The following is a 17,085-nucleotide window of genomic DNA, read 5'->3' as shown; positions in this document are numbered from 1 at the left end:
CCGGAGACGGCGCCCTGTGACGGCGCGACCAGCGGGCGTTCGGCTTCCGCACGATGCTCCTCGGACAGCGCGGCCGCGTCGGCACCGGCCAGCAGGTAGGGCGCCTTGGCATAGACATGATCGCGCAGCGACATGACCAATAGCTTGGGGGAGAGAGGCTTGCCGGTGTTCCAGGCCGGGCACTGGGATTGGCAGCGACCGCATTCGGTACAGGTGGTGAAGTCGAGTAGCGCCTTCCAGGTGAAATCCTCGATCCGCCCCGCACCGAAGGTGTCGATATCGGGATCGGCGGTTGCCATATCCAGGACCTTGCCGGCGGACATCATGGGCTTGGCCGCGCCCAAGGCGACGTCGCCATCGCCTTCACGCTTGAAATAGATATTGGCGAAGGCCGAAATGCGGTGCCAGGCAACGCCCCAGGTGAGGTGGCGGCCGATCAGATACAGGAAGGCCGCGCCCGCGAGCATTTTGACGAAAGCGAAGACCGAGACCAGCAGCGGACTGGCCGGAAGCAGCCGGGCGACCTGCATGGTGATCGGATCGGTCGAGACGTGCCCGCCGCCGTACGTGGCGATCTTCCCGGCCTTGACCAGTACATCGCCGAGTCCGTGGGTGAGCACGATCGCCTCGATGGAGTACGCGGCACCGAAGTCGGATCCGCTGAATCGCGACAGCCGCTCAGGACGGCGCGGATGATTCAACTGGCGAATGACGATCAGCGCCACGATGCCGAGAACTGTTCCGACACCGAGGATTTCCTCCATCAGGTGGTAACCGTCGGTATCGCCGATGACCGGCCAGCCGAATTCGGGATCGAAGGTCTGCCCGTAGGACTCGAAGTAGAAGACCATCCCGAGCAGGAAGCCCACCATCACCAGCCAGTGCGCCCAACCGACGGACCGGAACTCGTTCATCCGCGTGTGCGCGACCACCTCGGTGACGACGGCCCGCAGGCGCGGCAGAAACGGACGCCACCGAGTCCGATCCGGTTGCCCCGCACGGAGGACGCGAATCATCCGCGCAAATCCGGCGGACAGGGTCACCCAGCAGATCACGGTGATGACGGCACCGATGGTTCCCAATGCGATCGTCGCGGCACTCACAGCGCTGACCCCCCCGGTCTGAAATGCATTGAACAGCAACAACAGTCATGTTACTGATCAGTAACTTATGTCTTGGAGTGCAAACTATCATCGAATCGGCGGCAGGGGAAGTGCCGCTCCCCGCCGCACCCGGCATCGTCCTGCGACACACGATCACCGTGGATACGATGTGCCACATGGACAGTGGTCTTGATCGAAAGCCCGGGGGGACTGTTCGACGGTCGGTGGTGTTGGGCGGCGGTGGAGTCCCCGGGACCGCGTGGATGACCGGGCTGGCCGCCGAGTTGCGCCGCCGAGGAATCGATCTGGGTTCGGCCGGGTCGATTGTCGGAACCTCCGCGGGCGCGATCGTCGGTGCGGCGCTGTCGACCGGCCGCGATCTCGATTCCTTCGCCGACCACCAGGGCCGTCCCGGCGTGGAGTCGCGGCCGAGGATGAAGCCCGAACTGCTCGGGTCGGTGTTTTCCCTGCTGTTCGACCCGAGCCTCGATCGGGATGTGGCGCGGCGCAAGGTGGGTCAGCTCGCGATGGCCGAGGAACCCGCGCAGCCGGAGCATCTCGAACCGATGGAGTGGCTGGTCGGCGGCAGCGACTGGCCCGAGCGGCTGCGGGTCGTCGTTGTCGACGCCGAGAGCGGGGAGCGCCGGGTCTGGGACAACGGAAGCGGGGTGCCACTGGCGACGGCGGTATCCGCCAGCCGCGCGCTTCCCGGCGCCTTTCCGCCGGTCGTCGTCGCCGACCGCTACTACATCGACGGCGGTGTCTGGTCGACGACCAATGCCGACGTCGCAGCGGGTTCCGACCTACTCGTGGTCATCGAGCCATTGGCACACATGGTTTCACGCGACCGGCTTCGCACCGAACTCACCGACACGTCCGGCACGGTCGTTCAGTTCGGTCCCGACGCGGACATGATCGACGTGTCGAAGGCCTACGCCGCCGATCCGCTCGCGAGTTGGCCCGAAGCCTTCCGTCACGGAGTACGCCGAGCGGAGTCGCTGGCACAGCTTCTGCTGGACGCGGGCTGGCCGACGCCGAGGCGTTGATATAACCCCTGCTTGTCGCTAGTGCCCTCCGGAGAGTGTCGGGACGATTCGGGCGAGGCCGTCAGCCCCGTGGCCCGCATTCAACGCGCGTCGGAGTACGGTGTTCGCGGCATCGACTATGCCGGTGTCGATTCCGTGGCGTGCGATCACGCCGCGGAGCGAGGCGAATGCTTCGGACGCTGATGCGATGGTGGTGTCATGGCCGGGATAGTGACCGGCGTCGACCTGTTCGGCGGTGTGCGCCATCATCTCCAGGAGCAGATCGACCACGGCGGGCACGAACGGGACGAGTTCGCCGCCCTTGATCCCCTCGGCCTCAGCGAGTGAGATGCCGAGTGACACACCGAAGAACGAGAGCCAGAACACCGACACCAATGCGGCGTCGAACGCGGCGGCGCGACCGAAGTCCGCGCCCAGATACGACCCCTGTCCGGCGAGTACCTTCAGTGCCGGTTCGGCTGTCCGATAGCCAATTTCGGAGCCCGAGTACAGCATGAGCGCTTCCGCCGTCCCGATGCCGTGCGGAACCGCCATGACAGCACCATCCACGTAATCGGCGCCGTGGTCCGTGGCCCATCGAGCACGCGTTCGCGACTGCTCGGGGGTCGAGGACGTCAGGTTCACCAGGACCCGTCCGCGCAGCGCCGGGCCCACGGTGCTCAACGTCTCCGCCACCGCCGCATCATTGAGCAGCGACACCACGACCAGCGGAGCGGCCGCGACCGCCTCGACCACCGACGATCCACGTGTCGCTCCGAGGCCGACCAGGGCCTCGGCCTTCGTCTCGGTCCGATTCCATACGGTCGTCGGATATCCCGCCGCCAAGAACGCCTTGGCGATCGCCGATCCCATCGGCCCGAGCCCCAGCACCGTGACGGGCGTGCGCGATTCTTCGGACATCCGATACCTCCACATTGTTTGAGATTTGTCCAACAATAATTGTTGTATGATCGTCAAACTGTCAAGGGCTGGAGGAGGTGAGTAGGTGCCCGCGGAACTGCCACACCCGGAAACCGCCGACCTCGAGCTGGCGGCGGTCATGCACGCACTGTCCGATCCGGTCCGCCTCCAGTTGGTGGCCTGCCTCGCCTGCGACGAGGGCGAGAACTGCGGTGAGCTCAGCCAGAGCATCGAGCTGCACAAATCCACGCTGTCGCACCACTACCGCGTATTGCGGGAAGCGGGAATCACCAGAACGACCGTCAGCGGCCGCACCAGGCTGATACGCCTGCGCTACCAGGATTTGCAGGCCCGGTTCCCCGGGCTGCTGGATGTCGTGTTCCGCGGCCTCGTCGACATGATCGAGGACGACGAACGGTGGGACGGTTCCCCCGCGGACCGCGCGAAGTTGCTCACCGCGTTGAAGCGACCGGTGGACGCGCGCCCCCTACCCCAACCGTGACACGGGATCGGCGCGACGCGCCGGGCGGTTCGTGCGCGATTCGCGTTCAGACGATCCGCACCGCGTAGGGCATGATGCCGTCCTCGCGGACCGGGGAGACGCGGACGACGTCACCGGATTGTGGTGCTTCGACCATTTTGCCGCCGCCGAGGTAGAGGGCCACGTGTTGGCTGCCGCCGGGGCCCCAGAAGAGCATGTCGCCGCGTTCTCGGGCGGAGACGTCCACGCGGGTGCCCATGTTGTACTGGTAGCCGCTGTAGTGCGGGAGGGAGACGCCGACGCCCGCGAAGGCGTAGATCATGAGGCCGGAGCAGTCGAAGCCGACCTTGTTGTAGTCGCCGTAGCTGTCGGCCACGCCGCCGTCGCGGATGCCGAGGGTGGGGCCGTTCTCGTTGCCGCCGCCCCAGGCGTAGTCGACGCCGAGCTGCGACATGGCGCGGTCGACGACCGTTTCGATGAGTTCGGCGCGGCTGCCGGAGGGGATGCCGGGGAGCGTGCCGGAACGCTGCGGGGGTGGGGAATCGCCGAGTTGGGTGTGCGGGCGGTGGGTGGCGGCGGCGCCGGCGGCGCGTTCGGCGGCGGCGCGATCGGCCGCGACCCGGGCGGCGGCGGCCGCGGCGGCCGCGCGGTTCGCGGCTTCCTCGGCCTGACGCTGCTGATCCCAGGCGATGAAGGCGTCGCGCTGGCTTTGCAGACCATCCACCCGGGCACGGGCCTCGTTGAGCCGCTGCTGCGCCGAGTCCCGTTGCGCCACCAGGCCGTTGCGGACGGCCGTCTGCTGGTTCAGCTCGGCCTGGGCGGCGGCCACCGCGTTCTCCGCCTCCACCTTCTTGCGTTCGGCATCGGCCGCGGCGGCGTCGGCGATCTGCTGGGCGCGGCGCGCCTCGGCATTCTTGTTGGCCTGATCCACTTGGGCGCGCCGCAGCCCGTCCACCACCTGCCGCTGATTCTTCGAGGCGATGGTCAGCACCTGGGCGCGCGCCAGCGCGGTCTCCGGATCGGGCGCGGACAGGTACGTCACCAGCGAGGTGGAGCCGGGGCGCATGTAGATCTGGGCGACGAACTTGTTGAACTCGCGATGCGCGGCGTCGACGCGGGCACCCGCGTCGGAAAGCTCCTGCTTGCTCGTCACGACGGCCTGGGCGGCGGCATCGGCGGCGGCGCGTGCCCGCTGCAGATCCACCAGCGCCTTGTTGACCGCCTCGCGGCGCGCGGCCACCGCGTCGTCGAGATGGCGCAGCTGCTGTTCGATCGAGGCGACCTGGTTGATCAGGGCGCCCACCTCGCCGACCCCGGCATCGACCTGCGCGCCCGCGTCGGCGATCTCGCTGTCGCTCGGATTGGGCGGGGGTGGCGGCACCGCGTGGCCCGTATTCACGCCCACCGCGAAAACCGTTGCCACGACTAGCAATCCCGCAGCGACCCGTACCGGGCGTCCCCGCCACGTCGCCGGTAGTCGCATCGCACCTCCCTGGATCCCGCTCGGCCCCGGGGAAAGGGAGCGAACAACTGCCCCATGGACCTCAACCACACCATCCGAAACACCGGACTCCCGAGGCCCGCACGACACTTCTTCCCCAGGAGTGGCGTGGCGCCACGCTACGACACCCGCGCACCGAGATCGGGGAGGCACGCCACAATGACCAACATTCAATTCACTCGTTGCCGGTTATTAACCCGATCCATATGACGCGTCAGGCATCGGGGACAGCACTCTCGCGGCCGGTCAGCACCCGGCCGCTGGCAACCAACGAGTGAACGAGAACCGGATGCGAGAGCGCACCGGATTTCGGAGAGATCAGGCGACCGGGTCGCGGTCCTTCGCGGTGCCGGACGCCCCCGCCGCGCGTCGTGACTTCACCACGTACAGCCCGGCGATGATCGCCACCAGACCGGCCACCAGCACGGCCGTGATCAGGGTCCATGACAGACCCTCTTCGGACTTCATGCGGTCCACGAAGATACGCGCCGCTTCCTCGGTGTGCGCCGGTCCGCGGTATTTCGCCTTGTCCTCGGCCCATTCCAACCGCGCGCGGCTGTAGGTGTCGCTCCAGGTACCCACCCAGTCGTCGCTGAAGACGACCACGGTGCCCTGTTCCTGCTTGCCCACCTCGGTAGCCAGATCGCGGAGCTTGGCTTCGATACCCGGATTGCCGGGTATGACGACAATGTTCAGGTCGATGCCGTGTTCACGAGCATCGGCGGCGATATCGGCGAGGCCGTCCTGCTTCCGTCCCTCGGGTGCGGCGACGTGGTTGTCGGCGAGATCGCGGAGAATGGCATCCAGATCGGTGTCCGGCGGTAGCTCGGCGAGCGCAGGGGTGAAAGCCTGGGTGTACGAGACGGTCACGGGTGCAGAGTACGGGACCGGTTGTCACATCACCTCACCACGGCGCGCCGACCGGCCGGCCACATCGGTCCGAATGCGCCCGGGACCCCTCCCCCGCGCGTTCACAGGACAAGCGTACTGTTAGGGTTGCACCCGGACGAGGCCGCGCGCCTCGACGAGCCATCGGCACAGCCCCGCCGGTGGCCCCCATTCACAGACGAGTGGAGCTGAAACGTGACGAGTATCGATACTTTCGGCGCCAAGGGCACCCTAGAGGTCGGAAGCAACTCCTACGAGATCTTCCGTCTCTCGGCCGTGCCCGGCACCGAGAAGCTGCCCTACGCACTGAAGGTCCTCGCGGAGAACCTCCTCCGCACCGAGGATGGCGCCAACATCACCGCCGACCACATCCGCGCCATCGCCAACTGGGATCCGAGCGCGGACCCCGACACCGAGATCCAGTTCACCCCGGCCCGCGTGATCATGCAGGACTTCACCGGCGTGCCGTGTGTCGTCGACCTCGCCACCATGCGTGAGGCCGTCACCGCCCTGGGCGGCGACCCGAACAAGGTGAACCCGCTCTCCCCCGCCGACATGGTCATCGACCACTCGGTCATCCTCGACGTCTTCGGCCGCGCCGACGCCCTCGAGCGCAACGTCGACCTGGAGTACCAGCGCAACTCCGAGCGGTACCAGTTCCTGCGCTGGGGCCAGGGCGCCTTCGACGACTTCCGCGTCGTCCCGCCCGGCATGGGCATCGTGCACCAGGTCAACATCGAGTACCTGGCCCCGACCGTCATGGTCCGCAACGGCCAGGCCTACCCGGACACCTGCGTCGGCACCGACTCGCACACCACCATGGTCAACGGCCTGGGTGTGCTGGGCTGGGGCGTCGGCGGCATCGAGGCCGAGGCCGCCATGCTCGGCCAGCCGGTCTCCATGCTGATCCCGCGCGTCGTCGGCTTCAAGCTGACCGGTGAGATCCAGCCCGGCGTGACCGCCACCGACGTCGTGCTCACCGTCACCGACATGCTGCGCAAGCACGGTGTGGTCGGCAAGTTCGTCGAGTTCTACGGCAAGGGCGTCGCCGAGGTGCCGCTCGCCAACCGCGCCACCCTGGGCAATATGAGCCCCGAGTTCGGTTCCACCGCCGCCATCTTCCCGATCGACGCGGAGACCATCAACTACCTGCGCCTGACCGGCCGCACCGACGAGCAGCTCGCGCTCGTCGAGGCGTACGCCAAGGAACAGGGCATGTGGCACGACCCGGACCACGAGCCCGCCTACTCGGAGTACCTGGAGCTGGACCTGAGCACCGTGGTGCCGTCCATCGCCGGTCCGAAGCGCCCGCAGGACCGCATCCTGCTGTCGGAGAGCAAGATCGCCTTCCGCAAGGACATCTACAACTACGTCACCGAGGGCGACACCACCCCGCACACCCAGCTGGACGAGGCCGTCGAGGAGTCCTTCCCGGCCAGCGATCCGGCCGTGCTGTCCTTCGCCGAGGACGACGCGGTGCTGCCGACCGCCGCCAACGGGTCCGAGGGCCGTCCCACCAAGCCGGTCAAGGTCTCCGATCCGGAGCGCGGTGACTTCGTGCTCGATCACGGCGCGGTCGTGGTCGCGGGCATCACCTCCTGCACCAACACCTCCAACCCGTCGGTCATGCTGGGCGCCGCCCTGCTGGCCCGCAACGCGGTGGAGAAGGGCCTGTCCTCCAAGCCGTGGGTCAAGACCAATATGGCCCCGGGCTCGCAGGTCGTCGCCGACTACTACGAGAAGGCCGGTCTGTGGCCGTACCTCGAGAAGCTCGGCTTCTACGTGGGCGGCTTCGGTTGCACCACCTGCATCGGCAACACCGGCCCGCTGCCGGAGGAGATCTCCAAGGCGATCAACGACAACGACCTGTCGGTCACCGCCGTGCTGTCGGGCAACCGCAACTTCGAGGGCCGCATCTCCCCCGACGTGAAGATGAACTACCTGGCCTCGCCGCCGCTGGTCATCGCGTACGCGCTCGCGGGCACCATGGACTTCGACTTCGAGCACGACTCGCTGGGCAAGGACAACGACGGCAACGACGTCTACCTGCGTGACATCTGGCCGTCGCCGCAGGAGATCGACGACACCATCAAGTCGGCGATCAACCGCGACATGTTCACCAAGTCCTACGCCGACGTCTTCAAGGGCGACGAGCGCTGGCAGAACCTGAGCACCCCGGAGGGCGACACCTTCGAGTGGGACGAGAACTCGACCTACGTGCGCAAGGCCCCGTACTTCGACGGTATGGAGCTCGAGCCCGCCCCGGTCGAGGACATCAAGGGCGCGCGGGTGCTGGCACTGCTCGGCGATTCGGTCACCACCGACCACATCTCCCCGGCCGGTCCGATCAAGCCGGGCACCCCGGCCGCCCAGTACCTCGACTCGCACGGCGTGGAGCGCAAGGATTACAACTCCCTGGGCTCGCGTCGCGGCAACCACGAGGTCATGATCCGCGGCACCTTCGCCAACATCCGGCTGCGCAACCAGCTGCTCGACGACGTCTCGGGTGGTTACACCCGCGACTTCACCCAGGAGGGCGGCCCGCAGGCGTTCATCTACGACGCCTCGCAGAACTACCAGAAGGCCGGTATCCCGCTGGTCGTGCTGGGCGGCAAGGAGTACGGCTCCGGCTCCTCGCGCGACTGGGCCGCGAAGGGCACCCGCCTGCTGGGCGTGAAGGCCGTCATCACCGAGTCGTTCGAGCGCATCCACCGCTCCAACCTCATCGGCATGGGCGTGGTTCCGCTGCAGTTCCCGGCCGGTGAGAGCGCCAAGTCGCTGGGCCTGGACGGCACGGAGACCTTCGATATCGAGGGCGTCACCAAGCTGAACGAGGGTGTGACTCCGAAGACCATGAAGGTGACCGCCACCAAGGAGAACGGCGAGAAGGTCGTCTTCGACGCGGTCGTCCGCATCGACACCCCCGGTGAGGCGGACTACTACCGCAACGGCGGCATCCTGCAGTACGTGCTGCGGAATATGATCCGCGGCTGATGCGCCGCCGTCCCCGCCGGTGCGGGGATGAGCCCTGTTGCGGCACAACCGAATAGCGAACTCCCCGGCATTCGTGCCGGGGACTCGCGTCCGGTATCGGTGGTAGGTGGCGGGTCACGCCGTCACCTGCCGCGCGACCTGTCCGGGTCGCTTCGCTCGTCGCTCGTGCGGGGTGTGTGCGCCACTTCCGGCGCACGCGCCCCGCACAGATGGTTTCGGAGGAGTCCATGCCCAAGGTCAGTGACGACCACCTCGCCGCCCGGCGCGGCCAGATTCTCGACGGCGCCCGTCGATGCTTCGCCGAGTACGGCTACGAGGGTGCCACCGTGCGCCGCCTGGAAGAGGCGACCGGCCTGTCCCGAGGCGCGATCTTCCACCACTTCCGCGACAAGGACGCGCTCTTCCTCGCCCTCGCGCAGGAGGACACCGCCCGCATGGCCGAGGTCGCCGCCACTCAGGGCCTGGTGCAGGTGATGCGCGACATGCTCGCCCATCCGGAGGACTTCGACTGGCTCGGAACGCGTTTGGAGATCGCGCGCCGCCTGCGCAACGATCCCGAGTTCCGAGGCCACTGGGAGCAGCGCTCCGAGGAGCTCACCGCCGCCACCGTCGCACGCCTGGAACGCCGCAAATCCGAAGGCGCGCTGCGCGACGACGTGCCCACCGAGGTGCTGCTCGGCTACCTCGACCTGGTGCTGGACGGTCTCATCGCCCGCATCGCCTCCGGCCACGCCGGCGACAACCTCTCGGCCGTACTCGATCTGGTGGAGGCGTCGGTCCGCCGCAAGAACTGACCGCCGCGAACCCGCAGGTCCGCCGCGCGACCGGCGCGGCGGACGCTAGCCCGAGCCCAACTCCTACCCGCGCCCAACTCCTACCCCGCGCCCGGCTCTCGCCTCGAGTCCAACTCCGCGACCAGCCGTTTCGGCGCGACGGCGCGATAGGCGTCCTCGACGATCTCCGCGACCTCGGCCCAATCCACGGGCACGTCCAGATACACCCCGAGCCAACCTCGGTGCCCCACGTAGGGCGGGCGGAAGTAGCGATCGGGCGCGGCCGCGGTCAACGCCTCCTGGACGCCGGGCGGAGCGGCGCACCAGAATCCGAGCCGATCGTCGTGATGGTGGTCGGCGAACATCACGAACAGCTTCTTGCCGCGCACGAACCAGCACGGTTCGCCGTGGCTGACGCGCTCGCTCACCTCCGGCAGCGCCACGCACAGCGCCCGCAGGGATTCCAGTGGCTCGCTCATGAGCGGAGAATAGCGGCCCGGATCCGGCGGCGGCTTGGACGAATGGGAAGCGACCGGCCGCCGTCCGCCACCCCGCCGACGCGGAGACCCTCCGGACCACCGATGTCACCCTGCGCCTGCTCATCGACGCACCCGAGGCGAACCGGGCCGCCAGCACCCTCGAGGTCACCATGGCACCGGGCGCGGACGGCGCCGCACCGCACTACCACACGCGGTCCGACGAGCTGTTCTACGTGGCGGACGGGGAACTTCAGGTCCTCGCGGCATCCCAGGAGGAGTTCGACAACTGGTTCGTCGACGCCCCCGAATGGTGGGCCGAACGCACCGCCAACCGCCGCTGACACGCCGAGGCCGCGACGCGAATCGGGCGGCGCGCCAACCTCGCGCAATGCATTCGCCCGTTCGCGTTCGCGGTGGTAGCCGGGTGGTCGCCGATGTGCCGAAGACCACCGCGGCACCGGGAATGCGGCCTCTCGTGGGCGGGTTTGTCCGGTTATGGCTTTCTCTGTGCCCGTCACCGTGCGCGGTTACGAACTCGACATCAACGGTCACCTGAATCAGGCCGTATACCTGCAGTACGCCGAGCACGCTCGCTGGGAGCTGATGAAGGCGGCCGGTATTCCGGGCGAGAAGATGGTCGGATCGGGGATCGGCCCCGTGGTGCTGGAACAGACGCTGAAGTACCAGCGCGAACTGCATCTCGGCGACGAAGTGACAGTGAGCTGCGAATTCCGCTGGAGCGGCGGCAAGGCGTTCCGCATGCACCAGGAGATCCACAAGCTGGACGGGACCGTATCGGCCACCATCGACGTGGTGTGCGGCATCATGGACCTGCGGCTGCGCAAGCTCGTCGCCGATCCCGCGGCCGCGCTGCGGGAGGTCGCGGAGTTCCCGGACGCGCTGGGTCTCTGAGCCCGATTGCGAACACCGAAAATCTTTCGGCGGTAGCGGTTTCCGCAGTGTCGGCACGGGTTTGCCGGTATGCCTGAAATCTTTCGTTGCGAACCGAGCAGGCCATGTCGCGGGATATGATCTGGATCACGCTCGGCTCTACAGCAAATCCCGAGCAGATCGGAGTTCAGTATGACTGGCGCCCTTCGTCCACGCGTTTCCGCGCCACCGGGCACCGCAGCCCCTCCCACCGCTACCGCCTCGCCACCGCTACCGGGCTACCTCGTCGACGCCACCGAACGCCATATCCGCGTGCGGGTCACCGACGGCACCTGGACCTTCCGCTGGGCCGATGTGCTGGCGCTGACCGATTGCGAGTTCGGCGCGCTGGGTCCGCGTCTCGGCGACGCCCGCCCGGTGCTGGTGCGCGTCCGCGCGGGCGCGACCGCCGATTTCACCCAGCGCCGACGGATCGAGCTCACCGAACGCCCCCTGACCCTGCCGCTGGACCAAACGCCCACCCGCGGCGACGAGGAACTGGCGCGGCTCACCGAGAACTGGGCTCGCCGCCTGGAACTCACCATCGGCCCCGGTATCGGCGGCGCGACCATGACCTGCTGTCAGACCCGTTCGCATTCCGGTAGCGACGACGGCGCGGCCTGCGACAGTCTCGACTGACGAGCCGATCGAGGCTCACCGTTATGACAGCCCGCACAGCGGGTTCGGTGCTCATCGTGACCGAATCCGACGATCTCCATGGCGACGCCCTCGCCGTGACACTCCGAAAGCATCACGGGCTCACCCCGATTCGGCTCGATATGCGCGACTTTCCGCGCGAGAACGGGACTTTCCGCCTTGCCCGTGACGGCACCGCCCGCAGTCTGTCCCATGTGCTCGGACTCGATGACGTGGCCTCGGTGTGGTGGCGTCGCCCGCACCCCTGCCTGGTGCCCGGCAGCGCGCAACACGGCGACGACGAGTACCGGCAGGCCGAATGCGACGGTTTCCTGCAAGGCATGCTCTGGTCCATTCCGGCGCTGTGGGTGAACGATCCGGGGGCCGACCGCACCGCCACCCGCAAGATCGTGCAGCTGGAGACGGCCTACCGCGCCGGATTCGTCATTCCGGAGACCCTCGTCACCAATGACGCCGAGGAGGCGCGCGCCTTCGTCGCGTCCCGCCCCGGCCCGGTGGTGTACAAGCGCACCGGCACCGGACGCGGACCGTTCGCCGAGACCCGCGTGGTCACCCCGGGCGAGCTGACGCGGCTGACCTCGATCCGCCATTCCCCGACCACGTTCCAGGACTACATCGTCGCCGCGTACGACCTGCGGGTGGTGTGGATCGACGGACTGGAGTGGGCGGTGCGCATCGACTCGCAATCCGGTGTGGGCCAGGTCGATTCGCGCCTGGACACCTCGGTCGCCTTCACGCCGGAACGTCTGCCCGCATCGGTGAGCAAATCGCTGTCCACCCTGATGGGCGCGCTGGGGCTCAGTTTCGGCGTGCTGGATCTGCGGGTGGGCCTCGACGGCGAGTTCTACTTCCTCGAGGTCAACCCGCAGGGCCAGTTCGCGTACCTGGAGATCAAGACCGGGCTACCGATCTTCCGGAGCCTGGCCAATCTCCTGGTACTCGGCGACGGCACGGTGGCCGACGACTGATCGGCACGCGCGACACCGGCGCGCGACACCACCGGCCGTGGCGCCGCGCGTCGGCGAAATCGCCTACTTGCTGGCGGATTTGGCGTTCGACTTGCGCCGGTTCGCCCCACCCCGGCTGCGGAGTTGCACATGCGACTCCACGAGCACGTTGTGGATGAAACCGTACGACCGCCCGGTCTCTCGCGCCAGCGAGCGGATGCTCGCCCCCGCCTCGTACTGCTTCTTGAGCTGGGTCTGCAGGCGATCTCGCGACTTTCCGGTGACGCGCGTGCCTTTACCCAATCCGGCTTTACCCTGTGCGGGCCTGTCACTCATGGCTTCCTCCGAGTCGCCCTGCAGCCTCTTTCCAGGCTAGACACTCGGAGAGCTGTGATCAACGGATTCTTGTGACGAGAATCACGCCAGCTGAATGAGTTCCAGATAATCCTGCGACCAATGGTCCTCGGTGCCGTCCGGAAGCATGATCACACGCTCGGGATTCAGGGCCTCGGCGGCGCCCGGGTCGTGGGTCACCAGCACCACCGCGCCCGCATAACTGCGCAGCGCGTCGAGCACCTGTTCGCGCGAGACCGGGTCGAGGTTGTTGGTCGGCTCGTCGAGCAGCAGCACATTGGCCGCCGAGGACACCAGGCCGGCCAGCGCCAGTCGGGTCTTCTCACCGCCGGACAGCGTGCCCGCGGGCTGCTCCAGCTGCGGGCCGGAGAACATGAACGCGCCCAGCAGGCCGCGCAGGTCCTGTTCACCCGCATCGGGGGCGGCGTGCCGGATGTTCTCCCAGACGCTGGCCCGATCGTCCAGCGTGTCGTGCTCCTGGGCGAAGTATCCGACCTTCAGGCCGTGCCCGGGTTCCAGCTCACCCGCGGTGGGGGTCTCGACGCCCGCGAGCAGCCGCAGCAGCGTGGTCTTACCCGCACCGTTGAGGCCGAGGATCACCACCCGGCTGCCGCGGTCGATGGCCAGGTCCACGCCGGTGAAGATCTCGAGCGAGCCATACAGTTTGGTCAGGTTCTTGGCCATGAGCGGCGTCTTGCCGCAGGCCGCGGGTTCGGGGAACTTGATGCGCGCCACCTTGTCGGCCACGCGAATCTCGTCCGCCTCGGCCAGCATTCGCTCGGCGCGCTTCATCATGTTCTGCGCGGCAACGGCTTTGGTGGCCTTCGCCCCCAGTTTGGCGGCCTGCTGCTTGAGCGCGGACGCCTTCTTCTCGGCGTTGGCGCGTTCGCGGCGGCGGCGCTGCTCGTCGGTGGCTCGGGCGTCGAGGTACTTCTTCCAGCCCATGTTGTAGATGTCGGCCTCTCCGCGCACGGCGTCGAGGAACCACACCTTGTTCACCACATCGGCCAGCAACTCCACATCGTGGGAGATGATGATGAGGCCGCCGTCGTGATTCTGCAGGAAGCCGCGCAGCCAAGTGATGGAGTCGGCGTCGAGGTGGTTGGTGGGCTCGTCGAGCAGCAGCGTGGTGTCGGATTTGCCGCCGGAGCCGTCGGAGGCGGCGAACAGGATGCGCGCCAACTCGATTCGACGGCGCTGACCGCCGGATAGGGTGCGCAGCGGCTGGGCCAGCACCCGGTCGGGCAGGCCCAGGCTGTGGCAGATGCGCGCGGCCTCGCTCTCGGCGACGTAGCCGCCCAGGGCCGAGAAGCGCTCCTCCAGCCGGCCGTACTTGCGAATGGCCTTCTCCCGCTCGGCGTCGTCGACCACCTCGGCCATGAGCGCCTGCTGCTTCTCCATATCGCGCAGCAGCTTGTCCAATCCGCGCGCCGAGAGCACGCGGTCCTTGGCCAGCACGTCGAGATCGCCCTCGCGCGGATCCTGCGGCAGATAGCCGATTTCTCCGGAGCGAATCACCTTGCCCGCGTACGGTTCCCCCTCGCCCGCGAGAATACGCAGGGTGGTGGTCTTGCCCGCGCCGTTGCGCCCGACGAGACCGATCCGGTCACCGGCCTGCACCCGCAGTGCCGACCCGGGTGCGGTCAGCAGGGTGCGGACTCCGGCCCGGACCTCCAGATCGGTCGCGGTGATCACACGGGGCTCCTCGGTACGCGGCGGATGTCGAACGTGTCGATTGTGCGTCCCCTCGACACACAAGAACCACCGATTTTACCGCCGACACCCCGGTTCGGCCGAATCGAGCGTATCGCCCGCAACCCGACACCCACGCCGCTCACCTGCGCGCTCCGTGCGACGGCCGCACCGCGCGCGCCCTCCGGCGTCCGACAGTGACGCATCTCACCGCCGCGATCGCGCTTCGCGCTGTCGTGCGCGTCCCGACCGCCCGTCGCCATCCGCCGCGATTTCGCCCGATAGATACGCCGCTGTGGTTAGCTGGCCATGTGCTGAAAGTCGGACAAATGTCTCGCCGAACTGATTGCAGGAGGTCCGATCATGCCCACCCGTGATTCCGCGTGGCCGCAGGGCACACCGTGTTGGGTCGATTGCTCGGTGGACGACCCGACCGCCGCGCGCGAGTTCTATTCGCGCCTGCTGGGCTGGGAGGTGCACGACAGTCCGCCCGAGGCGGGCGGATATCTGATGGCGATGCGCGGCGGCCGCCCCGCCGCCGGAATCGGGCCGAAGATGGGCGACGGCCCCATGCCCTCGGTGTGGACCACCTACTTCGCCGCCGATGACGTGGACGCCATCGCCGCGGCCGTCACCTCGGCGGGCGGCACGGTGTACGCACCGCCGTTCGACGTGATGGATGTCGGGCGGATGTGCGTGGCCGCGGACACCGACGGCGCCGTCTTCGGGGTCTGGCAGGCCAAGGCGCACACCGGGGCAGGGATCTTCGACGAACCGGGCGCGTACTGCTGGAACGAACTGCACACCAATCGATTCGACGATGCGAAGCAGTTCTACCTGAGCGTCTTCGGATGGTCGTACAAGTCCGTGAGCGATACCGACCGGTTCCGCTACGCCACCTTCTCCACCCCGGGCTCCGCCGACGATGCGGGTGGACTCATGGACTCGACAACCATGCCCGGCGAGACGCCGTCCTACTGGCTGACCTGGTTCCAGACCGCCGACACCGACACCAGCCTCGACACAGCGCGAGAACTCGGTGCGAGCGTGCTGATGGGACCGGAGGACAGCCCGTTCGGGCGGATGGGCATCGTCCAGGGTCCGCAGGGCGAGGTGTTCGGTCTCATCGACACCACCCGCACGGTCGGCGAACCCCCGACGGGCTAGTCCCACCGCCCCGCGGATCTCCGGGCGAACACCGCCCATCGCACACTGTTTGCGCATCGGTCGCCGACACTAGGGTTCAAACGACAACCGGACCACCCGGTTCTTGGTATCTTCTGCCCGGAGCGCCGCCGTCCACCGGGCCGATACACCGGGTTAGGAGCTCGGGACGTGGATAACGCGGCGCTGTCGCGCGATCCGAGGAGTCAGTCCGAACGTTCCGAACAAGGAGTGTGCGCCTTGTCTTTTCGAACTACCCGATCGTCCTCGACAGCCTTGTGCCTGGCAGCGGCCACCGTGGTGGCCGCGTCCGCAGCGCTGTACGCCGCGGATGCGCCACCGGCCGCCGCCGCACCGAGCACCTGCCCCGATCTCAATGTGATCGCCGTGCCCGGCACCTGGGAGACCTCCAAGGAGGACCCCGGTCAGGGCATGCTGGCGCAGGTCACCCAGGGGTTGCCGGGCAACGTGCACACCGATTACGTGACCTACGCGGCCACCGCCCTGCCCTGGGAGGGCGCGGTCTACGGCCGGTCCAAGAAGGAGGCCGTCGACACCGCGCGGGGGCTGATCTCCGCCACCGCGGCCCGGTGCGACGCAACGCGTTTCGCGCTCATCGGCTACAGCCAGGGCGCCGACGCGGCGGGTGATCTGGCGGCCGAGATCGGCACCGGGCTCGGTGTGGTGCCGCCGGACCGGATCGCGGCGGTCGGCCTGGTGTCCGACCCGCGCCGCTCCCCCGCCGACGCCCTGGTCGGGCCGCCGGTGCCGGGCGCGGGTGCGGGCGGGGCGCGCATCGGCGGCTTCGGCTGGCTGTCGGACAAGGTGCGCACCTTCTGCGCGGAGGGTGATCTGTACTGTTCGGTGCCGAATGACGATCTCGCGGGACGCTTCGCGGGATTCGCCACCCAGCTGTCGGCCCCGGATCCGCTGCAGGTCGGCAACTACGCGTACACGCTGCAGTCGATTCTGGGTGAGGCGCTGATCCCGGGCGGCACCGCCATCCTGGCCGCACCCGCCGAGGATCCGGCCGGTGAGCAATGGGTGCGCCAGGTGCAGGAGTTCCTGCTCTCCGGCGTGCACCAGTCCTATCCGCGCTATGTGGTGGACGGCAGCGGTGCGACCGCAACGCACTGGCTGCACAACTGGCTCGCCGACGTGGCCGTGGCGGACTGA

At 68.0% G+C, this 17,085-nt stretch carries 16 protein-coding genes and 1 pseudogene; 10 read left to right on the top strand and 7 right to left on the bottom strand.

What is annotated here, in order from left to right; genetic code table 11:
- Positions 1 to 1,103 (bottom strand): annotated as a pseudogene (locus tag QMO76_RS17445) (Fe-S oxidoreductase); the annotation flags it as partial.
- A gap of 47 nt (positions 1,104 to 1,150) precedes the next feature.
- Here QMO76_RS17445 and QMO76_RS17440 point away from each other — a divergent pair.
- Positions 1,151 to 2,149 (top strand): patatin-like phospholipase family protein, encoded by a 999-nt coding sequence (locus tag QMO76_RS17440; protein WP_306362354.1) that lies wholly within the window; start codon positions 1,151 to 1,153, stop codon positions 2,147 to 2,149.
- An 18-nt stretch (positions 2,150 to 2,167) separates the two neighbouring features.
- Here QMO76_RS17440 and QMO76_RS17435 read toward each other — a convergent pair whose 3' ends face one another.
- Positions 2,168 to 3,049: an NAD(P)-dependent oxidoreductase gene (locus QMO76_RS17435; protein ID WP_306362353.1), complete on the bottom strand. Its 882-nt coding sequence runs from the start codon at positions 3,047 to 3,049 to the stop codon at positions 2,168 to 2,170.
- Between the two features lie 85 nt (positions 3,050 to 3,134).
- On the opposite strand from QMO76_RS17435, the gene QMO76_RS17430 reads away from it, so the two are divergent.
- Complete coding sequence (locus QMO76_RS17430; protein ID WP_306362352.1) at positions 3,135 to 3,551, top strand: helix-turn-helix transcriptional regulator; 417 nt, start codon at positions 3,135 to 3,137, stop codon at positions 3,549 to 3,551.
- Positions 3,552 to 3,597: 46 nt separating this feature from the next.
- On the opposite strand, the gene QMO76_RS17425 is transcribed toward QMO76_RS17430, so the two are convergent.
- The gene (locus QMO76_RS17425; protein WP_372341996.1) at positions 3,598 to 5,013 is read right to left on the bottom strand and encodes an NlpC/P60 family protein; all 1,416 of its coding nucleotides are present in this window, start codon (positions 5,011 to 5,013) and stop codon (positions 3,598 to 3,600) included.
- 336 nt (positions 5,014 to 5,349) lie between these two features.
- Positions 5,350 to 5,901 carry a DUF6676 family protein gene (locus tag QMO76_RS17420; protein WP_306362350.1) on the bottom strand — a complete coding sequence of 184 codons (552 nt, stop codon included), beginning with the start codon at positions 5,899 to 5,901 and terminating at the stop codon, positions 5,350 to 5,352.
- Between the two features lie 213 nt (positions 5,902 to 6,114).
- Between QMO76_RS17420 and acnA the strand changes: the two genes are divergently transcribed.
- Together acnA and QMO76_RS17410 are read left to right on the top strand one after the other, a co-directional pair.
- Positions 6,115 to 8,913, top strand: coding sequence for an aconitate hydratase AcnA (gene acnA / locus QMO76_RS17415; protein ID WP_306362349.1), 2,799 nt, complete (start codon positions 6,115 to 6,117; stop codon positions 8,911 to 8,913).
- Positions 8,914 to 9,140: 227 nt separating this feature from the next.
- A complete protein-coding gene (locus QMO76_RS17410; RefSeq protein WP_029925007.1) occupies positions 9,141 to 9,707 on the top strand; it encodes a TetR/AcrR family transcriptional regulator in 567 nt (188 codons plus the stop codon).
- Between the two features lie 80 nt (positions 9,708 to 9,787).
- Here QMO76_RS17410 and QMO76_RS17405 read toward each other — a convergent pair whose 3' ends face one another.
- Positions 9,788 to 10,165, bottom strand: coding sequence for an MmcQ/YjbR family DNA-binding protein (locus tag QMO76_RS17405; RefSeq protein WP_306362348.1), 378 nt, complete (start codon positions 10,163 to 10,165; stop codon positions 9,788 to 9,790).
- Positions 10,166 to 10,335: 170 nt separating this feature from the next.
- Here QMO76_RS17405 and QMO76_RS35370 point away from each other — a divergent pair, with 170 nt between their 5' ends.
- The 4 genes from QMO76_RS35370 (at position 10,336) to QMO76_RS17385 (ending at position 12,720) form a co-directional block, all read left to right on the top strand.
- On the top strand, positions 10,336 to 10,506 hold the full coding sequence (locus tag QMO76_RS35370; protein ID WP_372341994.1) for a hypothetical protein: 171 nt from the start codon (positions 10,336 to 10,338) through the stop codon (positions 10,504 to 10,506).
- Between the two features lie 154 nt (positions 10,507 to 10,660).
- Positions 10,661 to 11,077, top strand: coding sequence for a thioesterase family protein (locus tag QMO76_RS17395; RefSeq protein ID WP_306362346.1), 417 nt, complete (start codon positions 10,661 to 10,663; stop codon positions 11,075 to 11,077).
- Positions 11,078 to 11,248: 171 nt separating this feature from the next.
- A complete protein-coding gene (locus tag QMO76_RS17390; protein WP_306362345.1) occupies positions 11,249 to 11,734 on the top strand; it encodes a hypothetical protein in 486 nt (161 codons plus the stop codon).
- Between the two features lie 23 nt (positions 11,735 to 11,757).
- Positions 11,758 to 12,720: an MvdC/MvdD family ATP grasp protein gene (locus QMO76_RS17385; RefSeq protein ID WP_306362344.1), complete on the top strand. Its 963-nt coding sequence runs from the start codon at positions 11,758 to 11,760 to the stop codon at positions 12,718 to 12,720.
- 63 nt (positions 12,721 to 12,783) lie between these two features.
- Here the strand turns inward: QMO76_RS17385 and QMO76_RS17380 are convergent, their stop codons facing one another.
- Together QMO76_RS17380 and QMO76_RS17375 are read right to left on the bottom strand one after the other, a co-directional pair.
- Positions 12,784 to 13,035, bottom strand: a complete 252-nt coding sequence (locus QMO76_RS17380) for a helix-turn-helix domain-containing protein (protein ID WP_306362343.1) — start codon at positions 13,033 to 13,035, stop codon at positions 12,784 to 12,786.
- A gap of 81 nt (positions 13,036 to 13,116) precedes the next feature.
- Complete coding sequence (locus tag QMO76_RS17375) at positions 13,117 to 14,748, bottom strand: ABC-F family ATP-binding cassette domain-containing protein (RefSeq protein WP_306362342.1); 1,632 nt, start codon at positions 14,746 to 14,748, stop codon at positions 13,117 to 13,119.
- 417 nt (positions 14,749 to 15,165) lie between these two features.
- On the opposite strand from QMO76_RS17375, the gene QMO76_RS17370 reads away from it, so the two are divergent.
- A complete protein-coding gene (locus QMO76_RS17370; RefSeq protein WP_306362341.1) occupies positions 15,166 to 15,912 on the top strand; it encodes a VOC family protein in 747 nt (248 codons plus the stop codon).
- A 237-nt stretch (positions 15,913 to 16,149) separates the two neighbouring features.
- Positions 16,150 to 17,085, top strand: a complete 936-nt coding sequence (locus QMO76_RS17365) for a cutinase family protein (RefSeq protein WP_306362340.1) — start codon at positions 16,150 to 16,152, stop codon at positions 17,083 to 17,085.

This window comes from Nocardia sp. CC227C (genome assembly GCF_030767025.1).
In the GTDB taxonomy this organism is placed as follows: Bacteria; Actinomycetota; Actinomycetes; order Mycobacteriales; family Mycobacteriaceae; genus Nocardia.
Note: the sequence above shows the minus strand (reverse complement) of the source record. Positions and strands in the feature narration are given on the sequence as shown.